Raw genomic sequence first — 18,550 nt, 5'->3', positions numbered from 1 at the left:
AACATCTGAGAATGGAGGAGTGAAATGGCAGGTTTAGACCCTTCAACGCGTTTGAAAGTGAAAGGGGACACGTTTTTTCTCCCTGACCCGAAAGGCAGCGTCTATTTTCGGAATAACTTGGGGTCGTTTCGTATGGAAGGCAGCGCCATTGATCAGTGGATCGAAAAGCTGATTCCGGTATTAAACGGGGAGCACACCTTGCACGAGCTGACGGATGGATTGCCGGATGAATACCGTGACAGAGTATACGAGATTGCCGAAAGCTTGTACCAAAATGGATTCGCGCAGGATGTAAGCCGAGACAGGCCGCATCAACTGCCAGAGGAGGTGCGAAAAACCTACGCAGCGCAAATCGAATTTTTGGACAGCTTCGGCGGGTCGGGTGTGTACCGGTTTGAGACATACCGTCAGTCCAAAGTCTTGGCGATCGGCTCTGGGCCTTTTTTTGTTTCGTTGGTTGCGGCCTTGCTTGAATCGGGATTGCCCAAGTTTCATGTGCTGCTGACCGAATCTATGCCGACCGATCGGCAGAAGCTGGCGGAACTTGCCGACGATGCCCGCAAATCCGACCCGGAGGTGGAGATCAGGGAGATTGCGCTGCAGCGGGAGAAAGAGGGCTTTTGGCGGGAGGCAGTAAAGCCGTTTGACTCGATCTTTTATGTCTCGCAGGAGGGAGATCTTGAGGAACTGCGCATGCTTCATGCCATTTGCCGGGAGGAGCGCAAAGTATTTGCCCCGGCCATATGCTTGTTTCAAGCCGGTTTGGCTGGTCCGCTCGTGCATCCGGACGCTGAGGGGTGTTGGGAGTCCGCACTGCGTCGCATCCACCGATCTGCAGTTTGCAAGGATTCAGAGCGGATTGCCTTCTCTTCCACGGCCGGAGCCATGCTGGCCAATGTGCTTGTATTTGAATGGATAAAAATGGTAACTGAAGTGTACGAGTCGGAATGGAAGAACACATTCTATCTGCTTGATTTGGAGACATGGGAAGGCACCTGGTATTCCTTTATTCCGCATCCCATGGTGACCGGACAGAAAGCGCCCGAAGAGATTCAAGATCTTCATTTGCTGTTCGAAACGAGTTCCGACAGAAGCGAGACGAATCGTTTGTTTGCTTTTTTCAGCTCGATAACATCGGCAGAATCAGGGATTCTCCATATTCTGGATGAAGGTGATATGAAGCAGCTGCCGCTGGCTCTGTGCCGCGTTCAGGCGGTTGATCCGCTCTCTCGGGGACCGGCAGAGCTCTTGCCGGATGTAGTCTGCGCGGGCCTGACTCATGAGGAGGCGCGGCGGGATGCAGGTCTCGCTGGAATCGAAGCGTACGTGACACGGATGATAGTGCCGCTGGGATATGCCGGAGTTGGCGTGGGAGCGGGAGAAACGGTCGCAGAAGCCGTCTGCCGAGGGCTGCAAAAATGTTTGGCTGAGGAGTTGGCCAACCAACAGCTGGTTGAAAAGCCAACTGTTTTTCCGGTGGAAGCAAGCGCAGTGGAAGATGATCGCTGCCGGTTTTATTTAGAAGCGCTCGCCACCTTGCAAGGAGCGCCGACAATCGGCTTAGGCGTTGAAGTCTTAGGCTTTCCGGTCGTTTGGGTGGGGACAAACGACCGCTGGTATGGCAGCGTTGGCCTGCATGTGACAGCAGCGCTGAGAAAAGCGCTGCAGCATGCTCTGACGAAGGCGCAAAATCAATCGGCAGGTATGGGCAGCGAGGCTTTGGAGGCATCGTCCGTGCTTCTTTCAGAAAAGGTGCAGCATGGTGCGATTTTCCCCGCATATGAAGAGACGGCTCGACCTGACGTTTTGCAGTCAGCCTTGCAGACCTTGAAAAAGAACAATCAGCGGCTCATGCTCCTCGATCTGGCAATCGAACCGTTTTTACAAGAGGAGCTTGCAGGCGTTTTCGGCGTGGCGTTACGAGAGGAGGGGACGCGATGAGCGCTGTCGTGCTTGTTGTCGGCGAAGGACTGTTGGCGGACGATGTGTGCCGATCCTTATCTGCCCAGTGCCGGGTGGAGCGCCAGCGTGATCTGAAGGCAGGGGTGCGGGATGGGATTGATCTGGCAGTGGTGCTGCACGACGGGTGGAATCCGGCGTTTTATCATGAGGCGGCAGAAATTCTGCAGCGAGCGAAAGTCCCCTGGCTCCGCGGCTCCGTATTATTTGGCGAAGGCATCGTCGGGCCTTTGGTTCGCCCGGGTACACCAGGATGCACGCAGTGTGCGGATATACGGCACTTTATGGCTGGACCGGATCGCGAGGAAACTTGGAAACTGCGGCAGGACCTGAATGAGCGTGGCGGGATACCGCGTGATTTATGGGCTTCCCGCACAGGGCTCTTGCAGATGGCTCATCTGATCGAGGGTGAGGTGCAAAACGTACTGCAAGACAATCAGCCTCTGTCGGATGGACAGGTATTTTTGTTCAACCTGAAAACATTAACGTGTTCACGCCATTTCATTCTGCCTGACCCGCTGTGCAGCCTATGCGGTCAATTGCCCGTCGATTCCGCGATCGCTGCGAAAATCACTCTGCAACCCAGCCCCAAAGTCAGCGCTGACAGCTACCGCTGCCGTCCGATGGGCGAATTGAAGGAAGGCCTGCTCAACGATTATCTCGATTATCGGACTGGCTTAATCAATGGGAAAATGCGCGATCTCATCTCCCCGTTTGCCGATATGAGCGTGAATCTGCCGCTGTTCATCGGGGACGAGGGGACAGCAGGGCGGACTCTCTCCTATGCCGAAAGCGAGCTTACCGCCATTTTGGAAGCATTAGAGCGGTATTGCGGAATGGCGCCCCGCGGCAAACGGACGTTCATCCGCGACAGTTACCGCAATCTGGCAGAACAGGCGCTTGATCCTGTGAAGGTGGGGCTGCACTCGAAAGAACAGTACGCGCTACCCGATTTTCCGTTTGCGTCGTATTCTCCGGACTCGGTCATGGATTGGGTATGGGGGTATTCTTTATCACAAGAGAGTCCGATCCTGGTTCCTGAACTGCTCGCCTATTACAGCGTGGGCTGCGGTCGCGGCTTCGTCTATGAAACCTCCAACGGCTGCGCGCTGGGAGGAAGTCTGGAGGAGGCTATTTTCTACGGCATTTTGGAAGTAGTGGAGAGAGATGCGTTCCTGCTTCCCTGGTATGCAAAACTGCCTCTCCCGCGCCTTGACCTTGATTCCGCAAACGACCCGGAATTGCACTTGATGATTGAGCGTGTGCGGGCGGTAGCGGGATATGATCTGTATCTGTACAACGCCACGCTGGAGCATGGAATTCCAAGCGTTTGGACGATAGGAAAAAACAGGAAGAAAAAGGGGGTCAATCTGATCTGCGCGGCCGGAGCCCACCCCGATCCGATTCGGGCGGTAAAAGGCTCGATCTATGAGGTGGCCAGCATGCTGATTGGACTTAACGACAAATTTGAGGCGAACCGCGATACGTATAGGCAAATGCTGGACGATCCAACCTTGGTGAAAAAGATGGAAGATCACTCGATGCTGTACAGCTTGCCGGAAGCGGAAGAACGCCTGCACTTCCTACTGGGTGAAAATCGTCCGCTGCGAACATTTGACCAGGAATATAAAAAGAAAGCATGGAATCCGGACTTGACCGATGACCTGAAGGGGCTTCTACAGGCCTTTCGCCGTTTGAACCTCGATGTGATCGTGGTCGACCAGACTTCCCCGGAAATCCTGCGAAACGGACTGCATTGCGTGAAAGTGCTGATTCCGGGGATGCTGCCGATGACGTTTGGCTATCACTTAACGCGGTTGACTGGGCTGGAACGGGTGTTGCGCGTACCGGCTGAACTTGGGTATGCGAAGCAGCCGCTGACGCCCGAGCAGCTCAACCCACATCCCCATCCGTTTCCATGAACCGTGATGAGGAGGCAGGCAAAAGGGCCTTTCCGGGCCCTTTTTTGCTTTGTTTAGACTGCAAGCTACACAACGACAAATAGTTGATTGAACCGTGATACATACACAGGAAATTTGATGCATTTTCCATACAATGCAATGAGACGAAACCATGGGTAAGACAAGACTGGATAGTTGCGCACTCTCGCAGCTCCGTTGCTCATTCAGACAGCATCACTGACCGGTAGTGACAGGAAGCAACGTAAAATTCAATTGGATTGGAGTGACTTGAGGTGAAAAGCCTGCCGTTACGTGACATTGTTCAGTTAATAGGCGGCCGCGTCATTCACGGGTCCGGCAACCCGATGATACGAAACGTAATCGATTGGTCAAAGAAAGAGATCGACGATCATACCTTGGTCTTCCATCTGGATAGAGAGCCAATCCATGGAAAGTATTGGAGAGTTTACCAGTCAGTCGCGATTGTTACAGATCAACCGGAGCTTTGCACTGATTTGGGGGATTCGATCATTCTCATCCAGGTTGATCAGATAGAGCAAGCTTATGAGCAATTCGTCCAGTACTATCGAAACCTTTTTCCGATCCCGGTAATCGGCATCACAGGAACCTGCGGCAAAACGACGACAAAAGAAATGATCCGGCACATTCTCGAGGAAGAAGATTATACCGTAACCGCTACTTGGAGGAGCATCAATGACATTTGGGACAATGTGGAATACATGCTCGAAATCGACCAACACACGGACGTGGCTGTTTTTGAAATACCGGTCGTCCATCCGGGCTATTTGAGCACTGCCTGCCGGTACTTCCAGCCGCAGATCCGCCTGTTACTGAACATCGACGTGCACCACTTGGCCGGTTGTGAAACACCCGAGGAGTATATGATGGCAAAAGCGGAAATCATGGAAGGACTCGATCCAGAAAACGGTGTCCTCATCCTGAATGACGATGATGAAAATATCAAGAAAGTGATCGATGTCAGCGGTTTGAAGCGAGTCGTCTATTTCGGCAAAACGGAACGGTCCGATTTTCGCGCCAAAAACATCAGCTATGCAGACAGCGGGATGACATTTGAGCTGGAGCATCAAGGCCAATCTTATCAGGGTTACGTTCCCGGCTACGGAGAGCACAATGTGTACAATGCTCTTGCCGCGGTCGCAGCAGTGTCGTGTATCGGGGTGAAGATTGAAACAGCCCTGCATCGATTAGCCGGCTTTGTACAGGTGGAGGAGCATTTGGAGGTAAAGACCGGTGTCAACGGCTGTACGGTACTAGACGATACATGGAATTCTTCTCCGCTCTCCATGGCCACTGCGCTGCAAGTGATGAAAGATATTTCTCAGGGAAGGAAAACAATCGCTCTCTTGGGCTTCATGCCGCAGCTGGGTGAAAGTGAATACGCGCAGGAACAATATGCGAAAATGGGTGAAAAAGCGGCCGAAACCAATCTTGACCTGTTGATCGTCGTTGGTGAGGAAGCGGAGCAAATCGGTCTTAGTGCCTTGAGACAGGGGATGAGCGAGGACCGCGTTTATTTTTGTGAGACCGGTTCGCAGATTTTCAAGATTTTGGAGCCTCACCTTGATGAAAACGCGATGATTCTGTTGAAGGTTACCTACCGGGTGATGATGAGAGAGTCCTTTATCAGCTTAAAGAGCAAGCTTTTACCCGATCAGCGGCGGGCGGGAACGGATGGGCCATGATCTTCACGAGACGGGGCAGGGCTTCAGCCTCAGCAGCTGCCGGGGGACAGGTGGCGGAATCATTAAGACGGCGGTCATTGTCGCTGCAGGCATGGGAAAGCGGCTGGGCAGCAGGACAAATGGCCGCCCGAAAGGTTTTTTGATCATCGATGAAAAGCCTATTATCGAACATTCCATCGCCAAACTGCTGGAGGCGGGAATTGACAAGATCGTCATCGGAACGGGGTATGTCAGCGAAATGTACGAACATCTCGCTTCTCAATATCCTCAAATCCAATGTGTCTGCAATGAACGTTACGAATCGACGGGGAGCATGTACACCCTCTATCAGTTAAAGGATTATATCAGCGAAGACTTTTTGTTGCTTGAGTCAGATCTGATCTATGAAAAGAAGGCTTTGCGCAGATTATTGGAAGAAGAGCGGCAGGACGTTATTTTGGCAAGCACATTCACTCATTCCGGAGATGAAGTCTTTATCGAAACAGATGAAGACCATTATCTCGTCAATCTGTCCAAAAGAGCCGAAGATCTGGGCAGCATTTATGCGGAATTGGTGGGGATTACGAAACTCTCCTACACTGCCTTTGAAGCCTTGTGCAGGTATGTAGCGAAGATTTTGCCAACCGCATCCACGCTAGATTACGAGAATGCGCTGATCGGAATCTCCAAGGACGTCAAATTATTTGTACAGAGGCTGCATGACCTGGCTTGGTGTGAAGTGGATGACGAGTCTCATTGGAACCGGGCAGCCCTGCAGATTTATCCCTTGATCCAAGCGCGGGAAGCTGATCGATCAAACGGCGGTTGGCAAGGGGGTGAGGCTGATGGACATACCAAAGCAGAAATTGGCCGTCGCGGTTATGGTGATCAATCCGGAAAATAAACTACTGCTCGTAAAGGCGCACGGCAGGGGTTGGGAGTTTCCCGGCGGATATGTAGAAACAGGTGAACCGATTAAGGAAGCAGCCATCAGGGAAGTAAAGGAAGAGTCGGGAATCGAGATTGAATTGACCAGGCTATGCGGAATTGAACAGGATTTGGCCAGGTCCACCTGTGTTTTTTTGTTTCAGGGAAAACCAGTCAGCGGCGAGCTCGCCTGCTCTTATGAACATCTTGATGTCGGCTATTTTTCCGTTGAAGAGGCGATGAGGAATATCAAACTACAGGTGTTTAAACAAAGAGTGATCCGCTGCTTGCAGCAAGACAGCCAACCATTTGTCATCGAGCTGTGAAGGTGAATGGTTGGCCGTCTCTGTTTTTGACGGCTAGCTGGCAGCGTCCTGTAGTGACATAGGTGCCGAAGACAACCAGTCGACTACTTTTCAAACGAGAGGAATTGAAACTTCGGCTTGCCGATGAGATTTGCTTCAAATCCTTTCACTTTTTTATCCATCGCGACGATCATCGGTTCGAAAAAGATCGGAATCCCAACGGCATCCTCTGTCATGGCGATCCGGGTCGCTTCGCCGATCAGCTTTGCCCTTTCCTTTTGGTCTGTCGTGGCGGCGATCTTTTCCAGCAGCGCCTCAAATGCGGGATTCGCGTGCTTCCCGGGGTTGTAAAAACTGCTGCCGCCGTAGTACAGGCGCAGGATCTGATTGGGATCGGGCCTGTTGGAAGCTCGGGCGATGGCCGCAGGATATTTGAACTCCTTGAAAAACTCCTCGGTTAGTTTGGTCACTTCTGTCGGATGCAAATTTACCTTGATGCCGACCTGGGCGAGCTGAGCCCGCACGGCCTCCCCGAGCCGCAAGCTGAACGCGTCAGGTTTCAGGATGATGTCGAGTGTAACGCCGGAGACGCCGGCAGCCTCGAGCAACTGCTTCGCCTTCTGGGGATCATAGGGAATCACATGGGCTGGATCAAATACAGGGTGATCTTGGGGAAAAGGGCTGTAAGCCGGCTCCCCTTGCCCAAATTGCAGCGCCTTCACCAACTGTTCGCGGTTAAGCGCGTACTGGATGGCCAACCTCACTTCCCGCTTGTCCAAAGGAGGCTTGGACGTGTTGAGAAACATGTTTTGGAAGTTTAAGGAAGGACTGATGTCCAGTGCAATATTGGGCGACTGCTGCAGGACCTGGATGTTTTGCGGGGTGACTGGGGCGATGACTTGCACTTCTCCCGACTTCAACGCATTGATCATGGTGTTTTCCTGAAGCATGATCTTGACGGTGATTTTATCCAGGGACGGCTTTCCCTTCTGCCAGTACCTGTCGTAGCGTTCCAGCTGAATTTCGCTGTTGGGCACCCGTTTAGCCAGCTTGTAGGGACCTGTTCCGACCGGATGGGCGGCGTAGTCGTCGCCGTATTTTTTCACCGCCGCAGGACTTGCCATCATCCCGGCCCGCTCTGTCAGGGACAGGATCAACCCGGAGTCGGGCTGCTTGAGATGAAACACCGCTGTCAGCGGGTCGATGACTTCGACGGATTCGACTGTTTTCAGATCGGTAAGAATAGACTTGTCAGAATTGACCCGTTCGATATTGAATTTGACGGCTTCCGCATCAAACGGGGTTCCGTCCTGAAAAGTAACGCCCTCCTGCAGATGAAAGACGATGGTCTTGTCGTCTTTTTGTTCCCACGACTTGGCCAGTCCGGGGAGAGGCTCCATATTCGGGCTGTAATTGACCAAACTTTCGTACACAAAATACAACAGGCTGTGGTCCCCGCCTGATGCCGCCAATGTCGGGTCGTAGCTGCTGATATCCGCATAGTAGCCAATCGTCAGTTCTCCGCCTTGCCCGCTGCTTGCCTGATCGGCATTGACTTTTGATTCGGCGTGGCCTGGATCGCTTGCAGCGGGTTGGCCGCCGCATCCCGCAAGAAGCAGGAATACAGTCGACAGGAACAAGAGTATCAGCTTCATTTTGTCTTTTTTCATTTGAACTCCCCTAACATATCAATTACTATCTAACCGGTTAGTATGTATTATAATTTATTCAGAAAATTATAACAATATATTTTAAAGAGAAGTGCGATAAAATATTTGAATCATTTGAAATATCGTAATATAATGAAAAATACTTCATAACATACTAACTGGTTAGTAACTGGTTAGTTGATTCAGGTCAGGAGGGAAACGAATGTGAATGCAGACAGCTGCGCTGCAAACCTTCATCAGCTATGGAAAAAGAATTGGCCGCGTCACCTTCCGAAAGAGCCTTGCTATCCGTTTGGAGAAATTCCGTTACCCGATTATTTGCGGAAGTGGGCCGAGCTAAAGCCGCATGATCCTGTACTTATCTACTACGGAAACGAGCTTTCTTTCAAACAGCTTGACGAGTTAAGCGATCAGTTTGCCGCCTTGCTGCATCAGCTCGGCCTTGGCAAGGGGGACAAAGTGGCGGTATATCTGCCAAACTGTCCGCAATTCCACATTGTCTTTTACGGCGCTCTGAAACTGGGGTGTGTCCATGTACCGATCAATCCCATGTACCGGGAAATGGAACTGCTCCATCAACTGCAGGATGCCGAGGCCAGTGTCATCGTCACGTTGGATGTGCTGCACGCTGCTGTAAAAGCAGTGATGGGCCAGACGCGGCTGAGGGAAATCATCACGACCCGCCTGGCTGATTTTCTCCCGGAAAACCCTGCGATCCCGGTCCACAGGAGCCTGCTCTCAGGAACGGCAGATACCGCGGGAGCAATCGACCTGATGGCTGCGCTCGCCGAGCGGCTGCCTGATTATCCTGACAATCAGGCAGCCCTCGATGACACGGCAGCGTTGAACTACACGGGGGGAACGACCGGACTGCCCAAAGGATGCGAGCATACGCAGAGGAACATGCTCTACACCGCTGCCTGCATAAGGACGTTTAACGTCGGATACCAGCCTGGAGATGTAAACCTGGTATACACGCCGATCTTCTGGATCTCGGGGGAGAACGGCGGTCTGATCGGGCCTGTCTTTAACGGAAACACATGCGTTCTGTTGACCAGATGGGACGCCGATGCCGTCTTGACGTCGATCGACCGCTACCGAGTCAACTATTTTAGTGCCGTGGTAGACAATGTCGTCGAGCTGATGGAACACCCCCGCGTCAAGGAGTACAACCTGAATAGTGTTCGGCTGGTGTCAGCCATGTCATTCGTCAAGAAGCTGGACCCGGCATACCGAAAGCGCTGGAAAGAGCTGACCGGCCCGGACTGCTCGATCCGCGAGGGAGCTTACGGAATGACGGAGACCCACACGGCGGATACGTTCACTAACGGGTTTCAGGCAGACGACATGGATCTGCTCAGCCAGCCGCCTGTATTTTGCGGCTTGCCGGTCCCAGGCACGGAACTGCGCATCGTTGATTTCGAGACGAAAGAACTCGTACCGCTGGGGGAAAAGGGAGAGATCGTCGTCCGTTCCCCTTCCCTGTTCAGGTCGTATCTGAATCAACCGGAGGCGACCCGCCAATCGCTGCGGGACGGATGGTTTTATACCGGCGATATGGGCATGATCGATTCCGAGGGGTTTTTACATTACCTCGGCAGAAAAAAAGAAATGCTAAAAGTAAACGGGATGAGCGTATTTCCCTCCGAGATCGAAGCGCTGCTCAGCCGTCACCCCGCGATTGAAGGGAGCGCCGTGATCGGGAAACCGGATGAACAGAAGGGAGAGATTCCCGTCGCTTTCGTCAAGCTGCGCGAAGATTGCGAACAGGCAGTCTCTGCAGCAGAGCTTGCTGAATGGTGCCGGCAGCACATGGCAGTCTATAAAGTTCCCGTCATTAGTCGATGGATTTCCGCTGACGTCGACCGGAAAAGTGAAAAAAGCAGAATTGAAGAAGCTGCTTAATTGATGGCGCGGACGGATTCCGCGACGATGAGGAAGGGGGAAGAGCTTTGGAAGAGTTGATCAAAGAGCTGGAGCAGCGCAAGGAACAGGCGAAAATCATGGGCGGCCAACAAAAGGTGGAACAGCAGCATAGTCTTGGCCGCGGCACCGCCAGAGAACGGATCGGGATGCTGGTTGATTCGGGGACATTTATGGAACTTGGCCTGCTTAACCATTCTGATCTGCCGGGGCATGAGGAGCAAAGCCCGGCTGACGGACTCATCTGCGGGCTGGGCAAAGTGGCGGGCCGTCCGGTGGTGGTGCAAGCCATGGACAAGACGGTCTTCGGAGGGGCGACGGGTCACGTCTCCAAGCGAAAGGCAAGAGAAGTAAAAGCCTACGCCGTCAAACGGGGACTCCCGGTGTTTGAACTGGCGGAAGGAAGCGGACTTCGCATGCCGGACGGGATGGGGTCTGACGGGATCAGCGCAAGCCTGCCAACGCGGGACGGCTTGATGACGGCAAGGCAGGTGCCCGGCATCCTGGGAATTATGGGGGACAGCTTTGGAGCGCCGACTTGGCATGCGGTCACCTCCGATTATGTCGTACAGGTGAAGGGCACCTGCATGGCAGTCGCCGGGCCGAGAATGCTTGAGGTGGCCACCGGTGAAACCATTGCTGCAGAAGATTTGGGCGGCTGGAAGCTCCATGCCGAAGTGACCGGTCAGAATGATGACGTCGCCGAAAGCGAGCAGGAGTGCATCGACAAGATGAGGGCCTTTTTTTCTTACATGCCGCTCAATGCCCAACAAGAACCGCCTTTCAAGCGGACGGAGGATGATCCCTGGCGGAGGATCGACGACGCAGTCCAGATCGTTCCGACGAAAAGAAACCGCGCCTACGATATGACCAAATTGATCCGCTCGATCGTTGATGACCAGGAGTTTTTCCCCTTGAAGCCGCTGTTTGGCCGCGCGCTCATCACCGGGTTGGCCCGGCTGGACGGCAGGGTCGTCGGGATCGTCGCCAGCCAGCCGCTGTACAGTGCCGGGGCAGCCGGTCCCGATGAGTGTGACAAAGCGACGGAATTTATCTGTTTATGTGATTCGTTCCATATCCCCTTGATCTTTTTGCTTGATACACCGGGATTCCGCATTGGCAGTGTCGGTGAGCGGGAGAAGATCCCGACCAAGATCATGGTATGGAATCAGGCACTGGCCTACTCCACTGTCCCCAAGCTGTCTGTCATCGTGCGCAAAGCGATCGGAATGGCTTACGCAAATATGTGCGGTCCGGGGATGGGGGCTGACTTTGTCGCCGCCTGGCCAACAGCCGAGATTAACTTCACCGGACCGGAGGTGGGCATTAACGTCGTCTACGGCAGACAGTTGATGAATGCCGAAAATCCCTCGGAGGAGCGCAAAGAATTACTCCACTTGTGGTCCTTCGACAGTTCGCCCTATAAAGCGGCGGCCAAGCACTACATCGACGATGTGATTGACCCGCGGGACACGCGCAAATTCCTCTGCCAGTCGCTGGAATACGCATGTGTGAAGAACGGTTCGAAGAGTCAGCGGCTGCTGGCAAATTGGCCAACCGGTTTTTAAACCCCGTCAGCGGTATCAAAATCTATATCTGTATCTGTGTGAAGAAATGGAGGGATTGGGATGAGCAAAGTGACAGCAAGCATGGCAGGGAACGTATGGAAAATTTTGGTCAAAAAGGGAGATGCCGTCGCAAACGGACAAGAGGTCGCGATCATTGAATCGATGAAGATGGAAATCCCGATTACGGCGGATCGCGAGGGTAGGGTGAAGGAGGTCACAGCAGGCGAGGGGGACTTCGTCAATGAAGGGGATCCGATTCTGGAATTGGAGTAGCTGCAGCCGATGTCCATGCGGATAAATCGTGAAGGAGGGTGTTTGTATGAGTAGAGAAGACATTCTTTTGCAGGTGGAAGGCAATGTATTAGCGGTCACACTGAACCGTCCCCAGTCACTAAACGTCTTTAGTCCCGACATGCTGGAAGGGATGATGGAAGCGATCCAGCGGGCAAAAGAGGATCCCGATATCCGGGCCGTCCTTTTGTCGGGAGCGGGGCGGGCGTTTAGCGCCGGCGGGGATGTCAAACGGATGGAGGAGCGAATGGGTGACTCCGGGCCCGTCCTCACCTACGAGCACATTGGCCGTTTGAACAAAGTCATTCTCGCGATGGCCGATCTGGACGTTCCGATCGTGGCAGCCGTGCACGGCTATGCAGCCGGGGCAGGTGTCTGCCTGGCGATGGCTTGCGATCAAATCCTCGCGGCACAAGACTGCAAGTTCGTCCTCAGTTTTGCCAAGGTCGGTCTCATCTCCGACGGCGGCTGCCTGTTCTTTCTCCCCAGGACGCTGGGACTTTACCGGGCAAAAGAAGTGCTGTTCAATGCGGAGCCGATCGAAGCGGCGACAGCCTATTCCTGGGGGATGGTCAACCGCCTCTACCCCAGTGAGCAGCTGCTGCCGGAAGCGATGAAGTACGCCCGGAAATTGGCGGAAGGCCCATCCCGGGCGATCGGCATGATGAAGCGGATTGCCAACCGTGCGCTGATCTCCGATTTGGAAGGGATCCTGGAAATGGAGCGAACGGCCCAGGCGATGATCAAGACGACACATGACCACAGCGAAGGCGTCAAAGCGTTTATCGAAAAAAGGAGCCCGCAATTCTTCGGCAAGTAGGGAGATTACGGGCATGCTGCAGGAGGTTATTCTTCTGCCACAGGCGCAAAAATCTTTTCGTGGCGGTATTCGCCCGCTGTCTCCTGGATCAGGATGACAGACGCGTTTTCCACCGGCTCATACACTTCCATTTTTTCGACAGGCCAGTTCAGCAAAAAAGCGAGGTACATGTGGATAAAGGCGGCATGCGACACCACCAGCAGATGTTCGTATCTCTGTTGCTGCACGAGCCGCTGGACGACGGTGTTCATAAACAGGGCGGAGCGCAGATAGACATCGGCTGCCGATTCGCCGTTTTGATAGCGATAGTAAAATCGTCCGGCCGCCTTAAATTCCCGTTTCGCTTCCGGTGTCCGCCCGTTGAAATCGTAGAGGTTTCCCAGCTCCCATTCCCGCAGCAGCGGATTTTCATAGAACGGGGTTTCCGCCGGCAGCATGGCGTGGATCGCCTTTGCCGTCTCGATGGTGCGAAGGTACGGGGATGAGTAGAGAACGGCGTTGCCCATGATCTGCCGGCTCATGAATTGCCCCGTGAGATTCGCCTGTTTTCTGCCGCGTTCAGTCAGGGCGTGTTTAGAATCGTGGGTATGAGCCATGCGAAAACGGTCGACATTATGTTCGGATTCACCGTGACGTATCAAATAGATGTTCAAGCCAAGCCACTCCTTTTGCTGCATAATGGATGTTCACAAGTATCATAGCAAATTTTATTCAGAGAGAAAGCTAAATAGTTATAAATATTTGAATAAATCAATATTTTAAAATATAATATAAATAACTAATACAACGACATACTAACCGGTCAGTTTATTACAAGGAAGGGGGAAACAGGATGAAACGTGATGCTGTTATTGTTGCTGCGGTGCGAACGCCGATAGCCAGAAACGGGGGAGCGTTGGCGACGCTTCCAGCGCATTATTACGGGGCGGCCGTCATCAAGGAAGCGATGAACCGGGCTCAGGTGACTACGGATATGATCGACGATGTCATCATGGGGAACGTGCTTAGCGGCGGGGGGAACATCGCCCGCTTGTCAGCACTGAAGACGGGATTGTCATTGGAGATTCCCGGTTTAACGGTTGACCGGCAGTGCGGGTCGGGATTAAATGCCATTACTTTGGCTGCCCAGGCGGTCGAGTCGGGGGATGGCGACATCTATGTCGCTGGCGGGATCGAAAGCTACAGCCAGGCGCCTTATCTGATGAGCAAGCCTGATAAACTGTACAGCGTACAGCCGCCTTCATTCAGAAAGTCCCAGCTGTCTCCGCGCGAAATCGGCAACCCTCCGATGGGCATCACCGCGGAAAACCTCGTCAAAAAATACGGGATCAGCCGGGAAGAACAAGATGCGTTTGCCCTGGCCAGCCAGCAGAAAATGGCTAACGCCATGGCAGAAAAACGGTTTGACGAACAGATCGTGCCGATCTCGGTCCCCAAGGGAAAAGGGGCAACCTTCCTGTTCGCAGAAGATGAGCATCCCCGACCGCAGACGACTCTGGAGGGACTCAGCAAACTCCCGCCGGCATTCGTCGAGGGAGGCAGCGTCACAGCCGGGAACAGCTCCGGACTGAACGACGCGGCTTGCGCTCTGGTCATCATGGCACGGGAAAAGGCGGAGGAACTGGGCTTGCAGCCGTTCGCAGCCGTTCGCTCCCGCGCGGTGGCCGGAGTCGACCCGAATATCATGGGCATCGGTCCGGTCCCAGCCGTCCGCAAAGTACTGGAGAAATCCGGTCTGACCCTGGACGATATGGATCTGATCGAAATCAATGAGGCTTTTGCCGCCCAGGTGATTGCCTGTGACCGGGAGCTTCAACTGGACCTGAACAAAGTAAATGTAAACGGTGGGGCGATTGCCCACGGACATCCGCTCGGGGCAACCGGCGCGATCCTGGCTGCGAAAGCCGTCTACGAACTGAGGCGGGTGCAGGGACGCTACGCTCTGTTGACGGCATGCATCGGCGGCGGACAGGGAATTGCGGTGATTCTGGAACGGGAAAAGTAGGCGCCGCACTTTACCGGGTCGATTACAAAGCGGCAGACCTTGAACACATAGGCAATGCCGAGGGACGGGTTGCCCGATTGGGCGATCCGGCCCGCAGCTTGGTGACCTGCTATCGTTGGAATTGTTGGGGATGAAGTCTTTCTATTATAATAGTCGTAATTATCTGTCTAGGGAAAGGGGCACCATTTCATGAAAAATAAAATTATAGAACAGAGTATTTCGTTGTTTGAGTTGAAAGGATTCAGTCAAACCTCCATTCAGGACGTTGTCGACAGGCTCGGCGTTACCAAAGGAACCTTCTACTATTACTTCGAATCAAAAGAACAATTGCTGATGGATATCCAACTGCAGTATATCGATGATCTTTTGGCCAAGCAGGAGCAAATACTGCTTCAACCTGACAAGGATTGGAAAACCAAAATGTTTGAGGTCGTAGCGCTGCTGATCAAACACATCCGCACACAAGGACGGATCGCCAGGATTTTCTATCGTGAGCTGCGCCACCTCAATGAAGAGAATTACATGATCATCAGAAAAAAACGGCGGGAATTTCGCAAAAATCTGCAGAAGATTATCGAACAGGGTATAGAGAACCGGGAGTTCCGTCCGGATCTGCGAGCCGATCTTGTAACCTTTGCCATTCTAGGCGTGTGCAATTGGAGCAACAGGTGGTACAAACCTGACGGCCCGGTTCCGGAAGACGAACTGATTCGCACCTATATGGAAATGCTGTTGAACGGTATTGCGTATAAATAAATCCGATACAGCCTGCTAACTATCCTACCAAAAGAGGACGGTTAGTATATTGACAATATTCTGAATATTAAATACTATAGATACTGTACGGTCAGTATCTTTTAGAAAAACATGCCATGTTCGACGCCTTATTTTGCTTCGATTAGATGAAAAGGGGGAGGATGGATAGATGGTTGTCAAACGAGTGCATGCCTTGCTTGTATTCATGACGGCCCTTCTGCTGCTGGCCGGGTGTTCCTCGCCTGCCAAATCCGACAGTACGGATCCTAAGACGTCGAGCAGTTCTGCGACTTCGTCCGTGACGAGCGGACCGCAAAAGGGCGGTGAACTGACGGTCGCTTACGACAGCGATCTGAGCAACTACGATCCGATTTTGGGTAATTCCGGGAGTGACCACGCACTGCTCTATCCTGTATACGACACGCTGGTCACGTACAACAGCAATCTGGAACCGCAGCCATGCCTTGCCGAATCGTGGGAGATCGTCGATGACAAGACGATCGTCCTGCATTTGAGAAAAGGGGTAACCTTCCACGACGGCACGCCGTTTGACGCCGAAGCCGTCAAGTTCAATCTGGAGCGGGCCAATTCTGCCGAATCCAAAGTGTCGGATCTGAAAAACATCAAGTCGGTCGAAGTCGTCGACCCATCTACCGTCAAGCTTCATTTGGAGCAACCCGATTCTTCTATTATATTGTCGCTGGCTGATCGCACCGGGATGATGGCATCTCCGACCGCCATCCAAAAATACGGTGCCGACTATTCGCAAAATCCAGTCGGAACGGGTCCTTTTAAGATGGTTAAGTGGGTTCGCAATGGCGAAATCCAGTTTGTCGCAAACGCCGATTACTGGCAGAAGGGCTACCCCTATCTGGATAAAATCACTGTCAAGATCATGCCGGATGAAAACGCCCGCCTGAATGCGCTGAAATCCGGGCAGGTCCAAATCTACTGGAATGTTTCACCCTCCAACGTACAAGCGCTTACATCAGACCCAAACCTGGTCATCGATTCGAAGGTAAGCCTGGCCTTCTACAATATCTACATCAATACAACCATCCCCCCGTTTGACAAAGCAGAAGTACGACATGCCATGCAATACGCGATCGATCGGGAAGCTTTGGTGAAAACGTTTACGTTCGGACAAGGAGAACCGGCTTACCAGTCATACCCGAGCGGATACTGGGCCCACCAGGAAGGGCTGAAGATTCCGTACGACCCCGAAAAAGCAAAGCAGCTGCTCAAGCAGGCTGGTGCCGAGAACGTCTCCTTTGACATGACCACCCCCCCTACTGCCTTCTATCAGAGGATTGCCGAGGCCGTCCGCGGACAGCTGAAAGAAGTGGGGATCACGGTCAACATCAAGCCGATGGAGCTGACGAAAGGGACGGCCCTGTACTTCAACGAAAAACAGATTGCGGCCAACCTTACCCGATGGACGGGACGTCCTGACCCGCAGCAGACAGCCCAGTTGTTCTACAGCGGCAAAGGTTTTTACAACGCAGGAGGAGCCACGGTCCCGGAAAAAGAACAGCTGATCACGCAGGCTGCCGCATCTTACGATCAAAAAGAGCGCGCCAAGTTGTACGGCGAGATTAACCAAATCGCCTTGCTGGACGAAGCGATGCAGATTCCGATTATGTACTCGCCCATTGCTGCCGCGCTGTCCCCCAAAGTGAAGGGATTTGAATCTACCCTGCTCGGCAAACCGAGAATCCAGTTTCTCTGGCTTGAGAAATAACACGAACGGAAAGGAGAGGAGGTCGCTTGTTCTTCCGATTTCTGCTGCGGCGTTTGATGTACGTCATCCCCATGCTGCTCGTGACGACTCTGGTGGTATTTTCCCTGATTCTATTGATCCCTGGCGATCCTGCCGTCTCCTTGTTAGGAGAGAACGCCACCCAGGAAAAGATTGAACAATTGCGCCATCAACTGGGGCTCGATCAGCCTGTCCTGGTTCAGTATGCCGATTGGCTGGGGAAAGCCGTGCAAGGAGATCTGGGAAAATCGCTGTTTACCGGGGAAGTCGTCAGCGATTCGGTGGCAGCCCATTTGGGGATCACGTTCCAGATCGTCGTGGTCGCGATGATCTTCTCCTTTCTCATCGGAATGATCTTTGCGATCGCTTCGATCATCCGGCCCAATAGCTGGCTGGATTACATCACAAGGTTTTTCGGCACATTGGGAACGGCCGTCCCCAACTTTTGGCTGGCGATGCTGCTGGTCCTGGCTTTCAGCATCAAGCTCGGCTGGCTGCCCGCCACCGGTTTTGTCAGCATCTCCGACAGTCCGGTGGATTTTTTCAAGAGCGTGCTGCTCCCCGCCGTTTCTCTTGGGGCCTTCGGAGCGGCCCAAATTACCCGACAGCTGCGGTCGTCACTGTTAGAAGTGTTGGGCACGGACTACATCCGTACGGCCTACTCCAAAGGGCTGCTCCTCTGGTCGGTGATCTGGAAGCATGGGGTGAGGAATGCGCTGCTGCCTGTCGTCACGACAGCGGGTCTTTTGTTCGGCAACCTGCTGGGAGCGACAGTTGTGATCGAAACGATTTTTGCCATCCCCGGCATGGGGCAGCTCGCCGTCAATTCTATTTTGCAGCGCGATTTTCCGATGCTGCAGGGAGTCGTGCTGGTGATGGTCGTCATGGTCCTGGTGATAAACTTTTTAACCGATGTGATTTACGGTATTCTCGACCCGCGGATTGAATTCGATTGAAAGGGGA

General features: G+C 53.2%; 15 protein-coding genes. 13 read left to right on the top strand and 2 right to left on the bottom strand.

Annotation, left to right across the window (positions count from 1 at the left end):
* Positions 1–24: 24 nt before the first annotated feature.
* The 5 genes from ACI7RC_RS10955 to ACI7RC_RS10935 all read left to right on the top strand — a co-directional run bounded on the left by ACI7RC_RS10955 (position 25) and on the right by ACI7RC_RS10935 (position 6,816).
* Positions 25–1,941 carry a putative thiazole-containing bacteriocin maturation protein gene (locus ACI7RC_RS10955; RefSeq protein WP_408108274.1) on the top strand — a complete coding sequence of 639 codons (1,917 nt, stop codon included), beginning with the start codon at positions 25–27 and terminating at the stop codon, positions 1,939–1,941.
* Entirely contained in the window at positions 1,938–3,881 is a 1,944-nt protein-coding gene (locus ACI7RC_RS10950) for a TOMM precursor leader peptide-binding protein (RefSeq protein ID WP_408108273.1), read from the top strand. Before ACI7RC_RS10955 ends, ACI7RC_RS10950 begins: the two co-directional genes overlap by 4 nt.
* Positions 3,882–4,153: 272 nt before the next feature.
* Positions 4,154–5,584 (top strand): Mur ligase family protein, encoded by a 1,431-nt coding sequence (locus tag ACI7RC_RS10945; RefSeq protein WP_408108272.1) that lies wholly within the window; start codon positions 4,154–4,156, stop codon positions 5,582–5,584.
* Positions 5,574–6,467: a phosphocholine cytidylyltransferase family protein gene (locus ACI7RC_RS10940; RefSeq protein WP_408108271.1), complete on the top strand. Its 894-nt coding sequence runs from the start codon at positions 5,574–5,576 to the stop codon at positions 6,465–6,467. Before ACI7RC_RS10945 ends, ACI7RC_RS10940 begins: the two co-directional genes overlap by 11 nt.
* A complete protein-coding gene (locus ACI7RC_RS10935) occupies positions 6,409–6,816 on the top strand; it encodes an NUDIX hydrolase (protein WP_408108270.1) in 408 nt (135 codons plus the stop codon). Before ACI7RC_RS10940 ends, ACI7RC_RS10935 begins: the two co-directional genes overlap by 59 nt.
* A gap of 83 nt (positions 6,817–6,899) precedes the next feature.
* On the opposite strand, the gene ACI7RC_RS10930 is transcribed toward ACI7RC_RS10935, so the two are convergent.
* On the bottom strand, positions 6,900–8,465 hold the full coding sequence (locus tag ACI7RC_RS10930) for an ABC transporter substrate-binding protein (protein WP_408108269.1): 1,566 nt from the start codon (positions 8,463–8,465) through the stop codon (positions 6,900–6,902).
* Positions 8,466–8,669: 204 nt separating this feature from the next.
* On the opposite strand from ACI7RC_RS10930, the gene ACI7RC_RS10925 reads away from it, so the two are divergent.
* The 4 genes from ACI7RC_RS10925 (at position 8,670) to ACI7RC_RS10910 (ending at position 13,067) form a co-directional block, all read left to right on the top strand.
* Positions 8,670–10,370, top strand: a complete 1,701-nt coding sequence (locus tag ACI7RC_RS10925) for an AMP-binding protein (protein WP_408108268.1) — start codon at positions 8,670–8,672, stop codon at positions 10,368–10,370.
* 98 nt (positions 10,371–10,468) lie between these two features.
* Complete coding sequence (locus ACI7RC_RS10920) at positions 10,469–11,956, top strand: acyl-CoA carboxylase subunit beta (protein WP_408108339.1); 1,488 nt, start codon at positions 10,469–10,471, stop codon at positions 11,954–11,956.
* 60 nt (positions 11,957–12,016) lie between these two features.
* Positions 12,017–12,229: an acetyl-CoA carboxylase biotin carboxyl carrier protein subunit gene (locus ACI7RC_RS10915; protein ID WP_408108267.1), complete on the top strand. Its 213-nt coding sequence runs from the start codon at positions 12,017–12,019 to the stop codon at positions 12,227–12,229.
* A 46-nt stretch (positions 12,230–12,275) separates the two neighbouring features.
* On the top strand, positions 12,276–13,067 hold the full coding sequence (locus ACI7RC_RS10910) for an enoyl-CoA hydratase/isomerase family protein (RefSeq protein ID WP_408108266.1): 792 nt from the start codon (positions 12,276–12,278) through the stop codon (positions 13,065–13,067).
* Positions 13,068–13,093: 26 nt separating this feature from the next.
* On the opposite strand, the gene ACI7RC_RS10905 is transcribed toward ACI7RC_RS10910, so the two are convergent.
* Positions 13,094–13,720, bottom strand: coding sequence for a histidine phosphatase family protein (locus tag ACI7RC_RS10905; RefSeq protein WP_408108265.1), 627 nt, complete (start codon positions 13,718–13,720; stop codon positions 13,094–13,096).
* Positions 13,721–13,899: 179 nt separating this feature from the next.
* Between ACI7RC_RS10905 and ACI7RC_RS10900 the strand changes: the two genes are divergently transcribed.
* From ACI7RC_RS10900 to ACI7RC_RS10885, 4 genes are all read left to right on the top strand, one after another.
* Positions 13,900–15,072 (top strand): thiolase family protein, encoded by a 1,173-nt coding sequence (locus tag ACI7RC_RS10900; RefSeq protein ID WP_408108264.1) that lies wholly within the window; start codon positions 13,900–13,902, stop codon positions 15,070–15,072.
* Positions 15,073–15,261: 189 nt separating this feature from the next.
* Positions 15,262–15,828, top strand: a complete 567-nt coding sequence (locus ACI7RC_RS10895; protein WP_408108263.1) for a TetR/AcrR family transcriptional regulator — start codon at positions 15,262–15,264, stop codon at positions 15,826–15,828.
* A gap of 169 nt (positions 15,829–15,997) precedes the next feature.
* A complete protein-coding gene (locus tag ACI7RC_RS10890; RefSeq protein ID WP_408108262.1) occupies positions 15,998–17,569 on the top strand; it encodes an ABC transporter substrate-binding protein in 1,572 nt (523 codons plus the stop codon).
* Between the two features lie 26 nt (positions 17,570–17,595).
* The gene (locus tag ACI7RC_RS10885; RefSeq protein WP_408108261.1) at positions 17,596–18,543 is read left to right on the top strand and encodes an ABC transporter permease; all 948 of its coding nucleotides are present in this window, start codon (positions 17,596–17,598) and stop codon (positions 18,541–18,543) included.
* Positions 18,544–18,550 lie beyond the last annotated feature (7 nt).

This window comes from Brevibacillus sp. B_LB10_24, assembly GCF_046036945.1.
Taxonomy (GTDB): domain Bacteria; phylum Bacillota; class Bacilli; order Brevibacillales; family Brevibacillaceae; genus Brevibacillus_C.
This window is presented reverse-complemented; position numbering and strand designations above follow the sequence as displayed.

What these genes read in the sequence shown, in the direction of transcription:
- ACI7RC_RS10955 (WP_408108274.1), top strand. Translation starts at nt 25, where the DNA reads ATGGCAGGTTTAGACCCTTCAACGCGTTTGAAAGTGAAAGGGGACACG.
- ACI7RC_RS10950 (WP_408108273.1), top strand. Translation starts at nt 1,938, where the DNA reads ATGAGCGCTGTCGTGCTTGTTGTCGGCGAAGGACTGTTGGCGGACGAT.
- ACI7RC_RS10940 (WP_408108271.1), top strand. Translation starts at nt 5,574, where the DNA reads ATGGGCCATGATCTTCACGAGACGGGGCAGGGCTTCAGCCTCAGCAGC.
- ACI7RC_RS10935 (WP_408108270.1), top strand. Translation starts at nt 6,409, where the DNA reads ATGGACATACCAAAGCAGAAATTGGCCGTCGCGGTTATGGTGATCAAT.
- ACI7RC_RS10930 (WP_408108269.1), bottom strand. Translation starts at nt 8,465, where the DNA reads ATGAAAAAAGACAAAATGAAGCTGATACTCTTGTTCCTGTCGACTGTA.
- ACI7RC_RS10920 (WP_408108339.1), top strand. Translation starts at nt 10,469, where the DNA reads ATGGGCGGCCAACAAAAGGTGGAACAGCAGCATAGTCTTGGCCGCGGC.
- ACI7RC_RS10915 (WP_408108267.1), top strand. Translation starts at nt 12,017, where the DNA reads ATGAGCAAAGTGACAGCAAGCATGGCAGGGAACGTATGGAAAATTTTG.
- ACI7RC_RS10910 (WP_408108266.1), top strand. Translation starts at nt 12,276, where the DNA reads ATGAGTAGAGAAGACATTCTTTTGCAGGTGGAAGGCAATGTATTAGCG.
- ACI7RC_RS10900 (WP_408108264.1), top strand. Translation starts at nt 13,900, where the DNA reads ATGAAACGTGATGCTGTTATTGTTGCTGCGGTGCGAACGCCGATAGCC.
- ACI7RC_RS10895 (WP_408108263.1), top strand. Translation starts at nt 15,262, where the DNA reads ATGAAAAATAAAATTATAGAACAGAGTATTTCGTTGTTTGAGTTGAAA.
- ACI7RC_RS10890 (WP_408108262.1), top strand. Translation starts at nt 15,998, where the DNA reads ATGGTTGTCAAACGAGTGCATGCCTTGCTTGTATTCATGACGGCCCTT.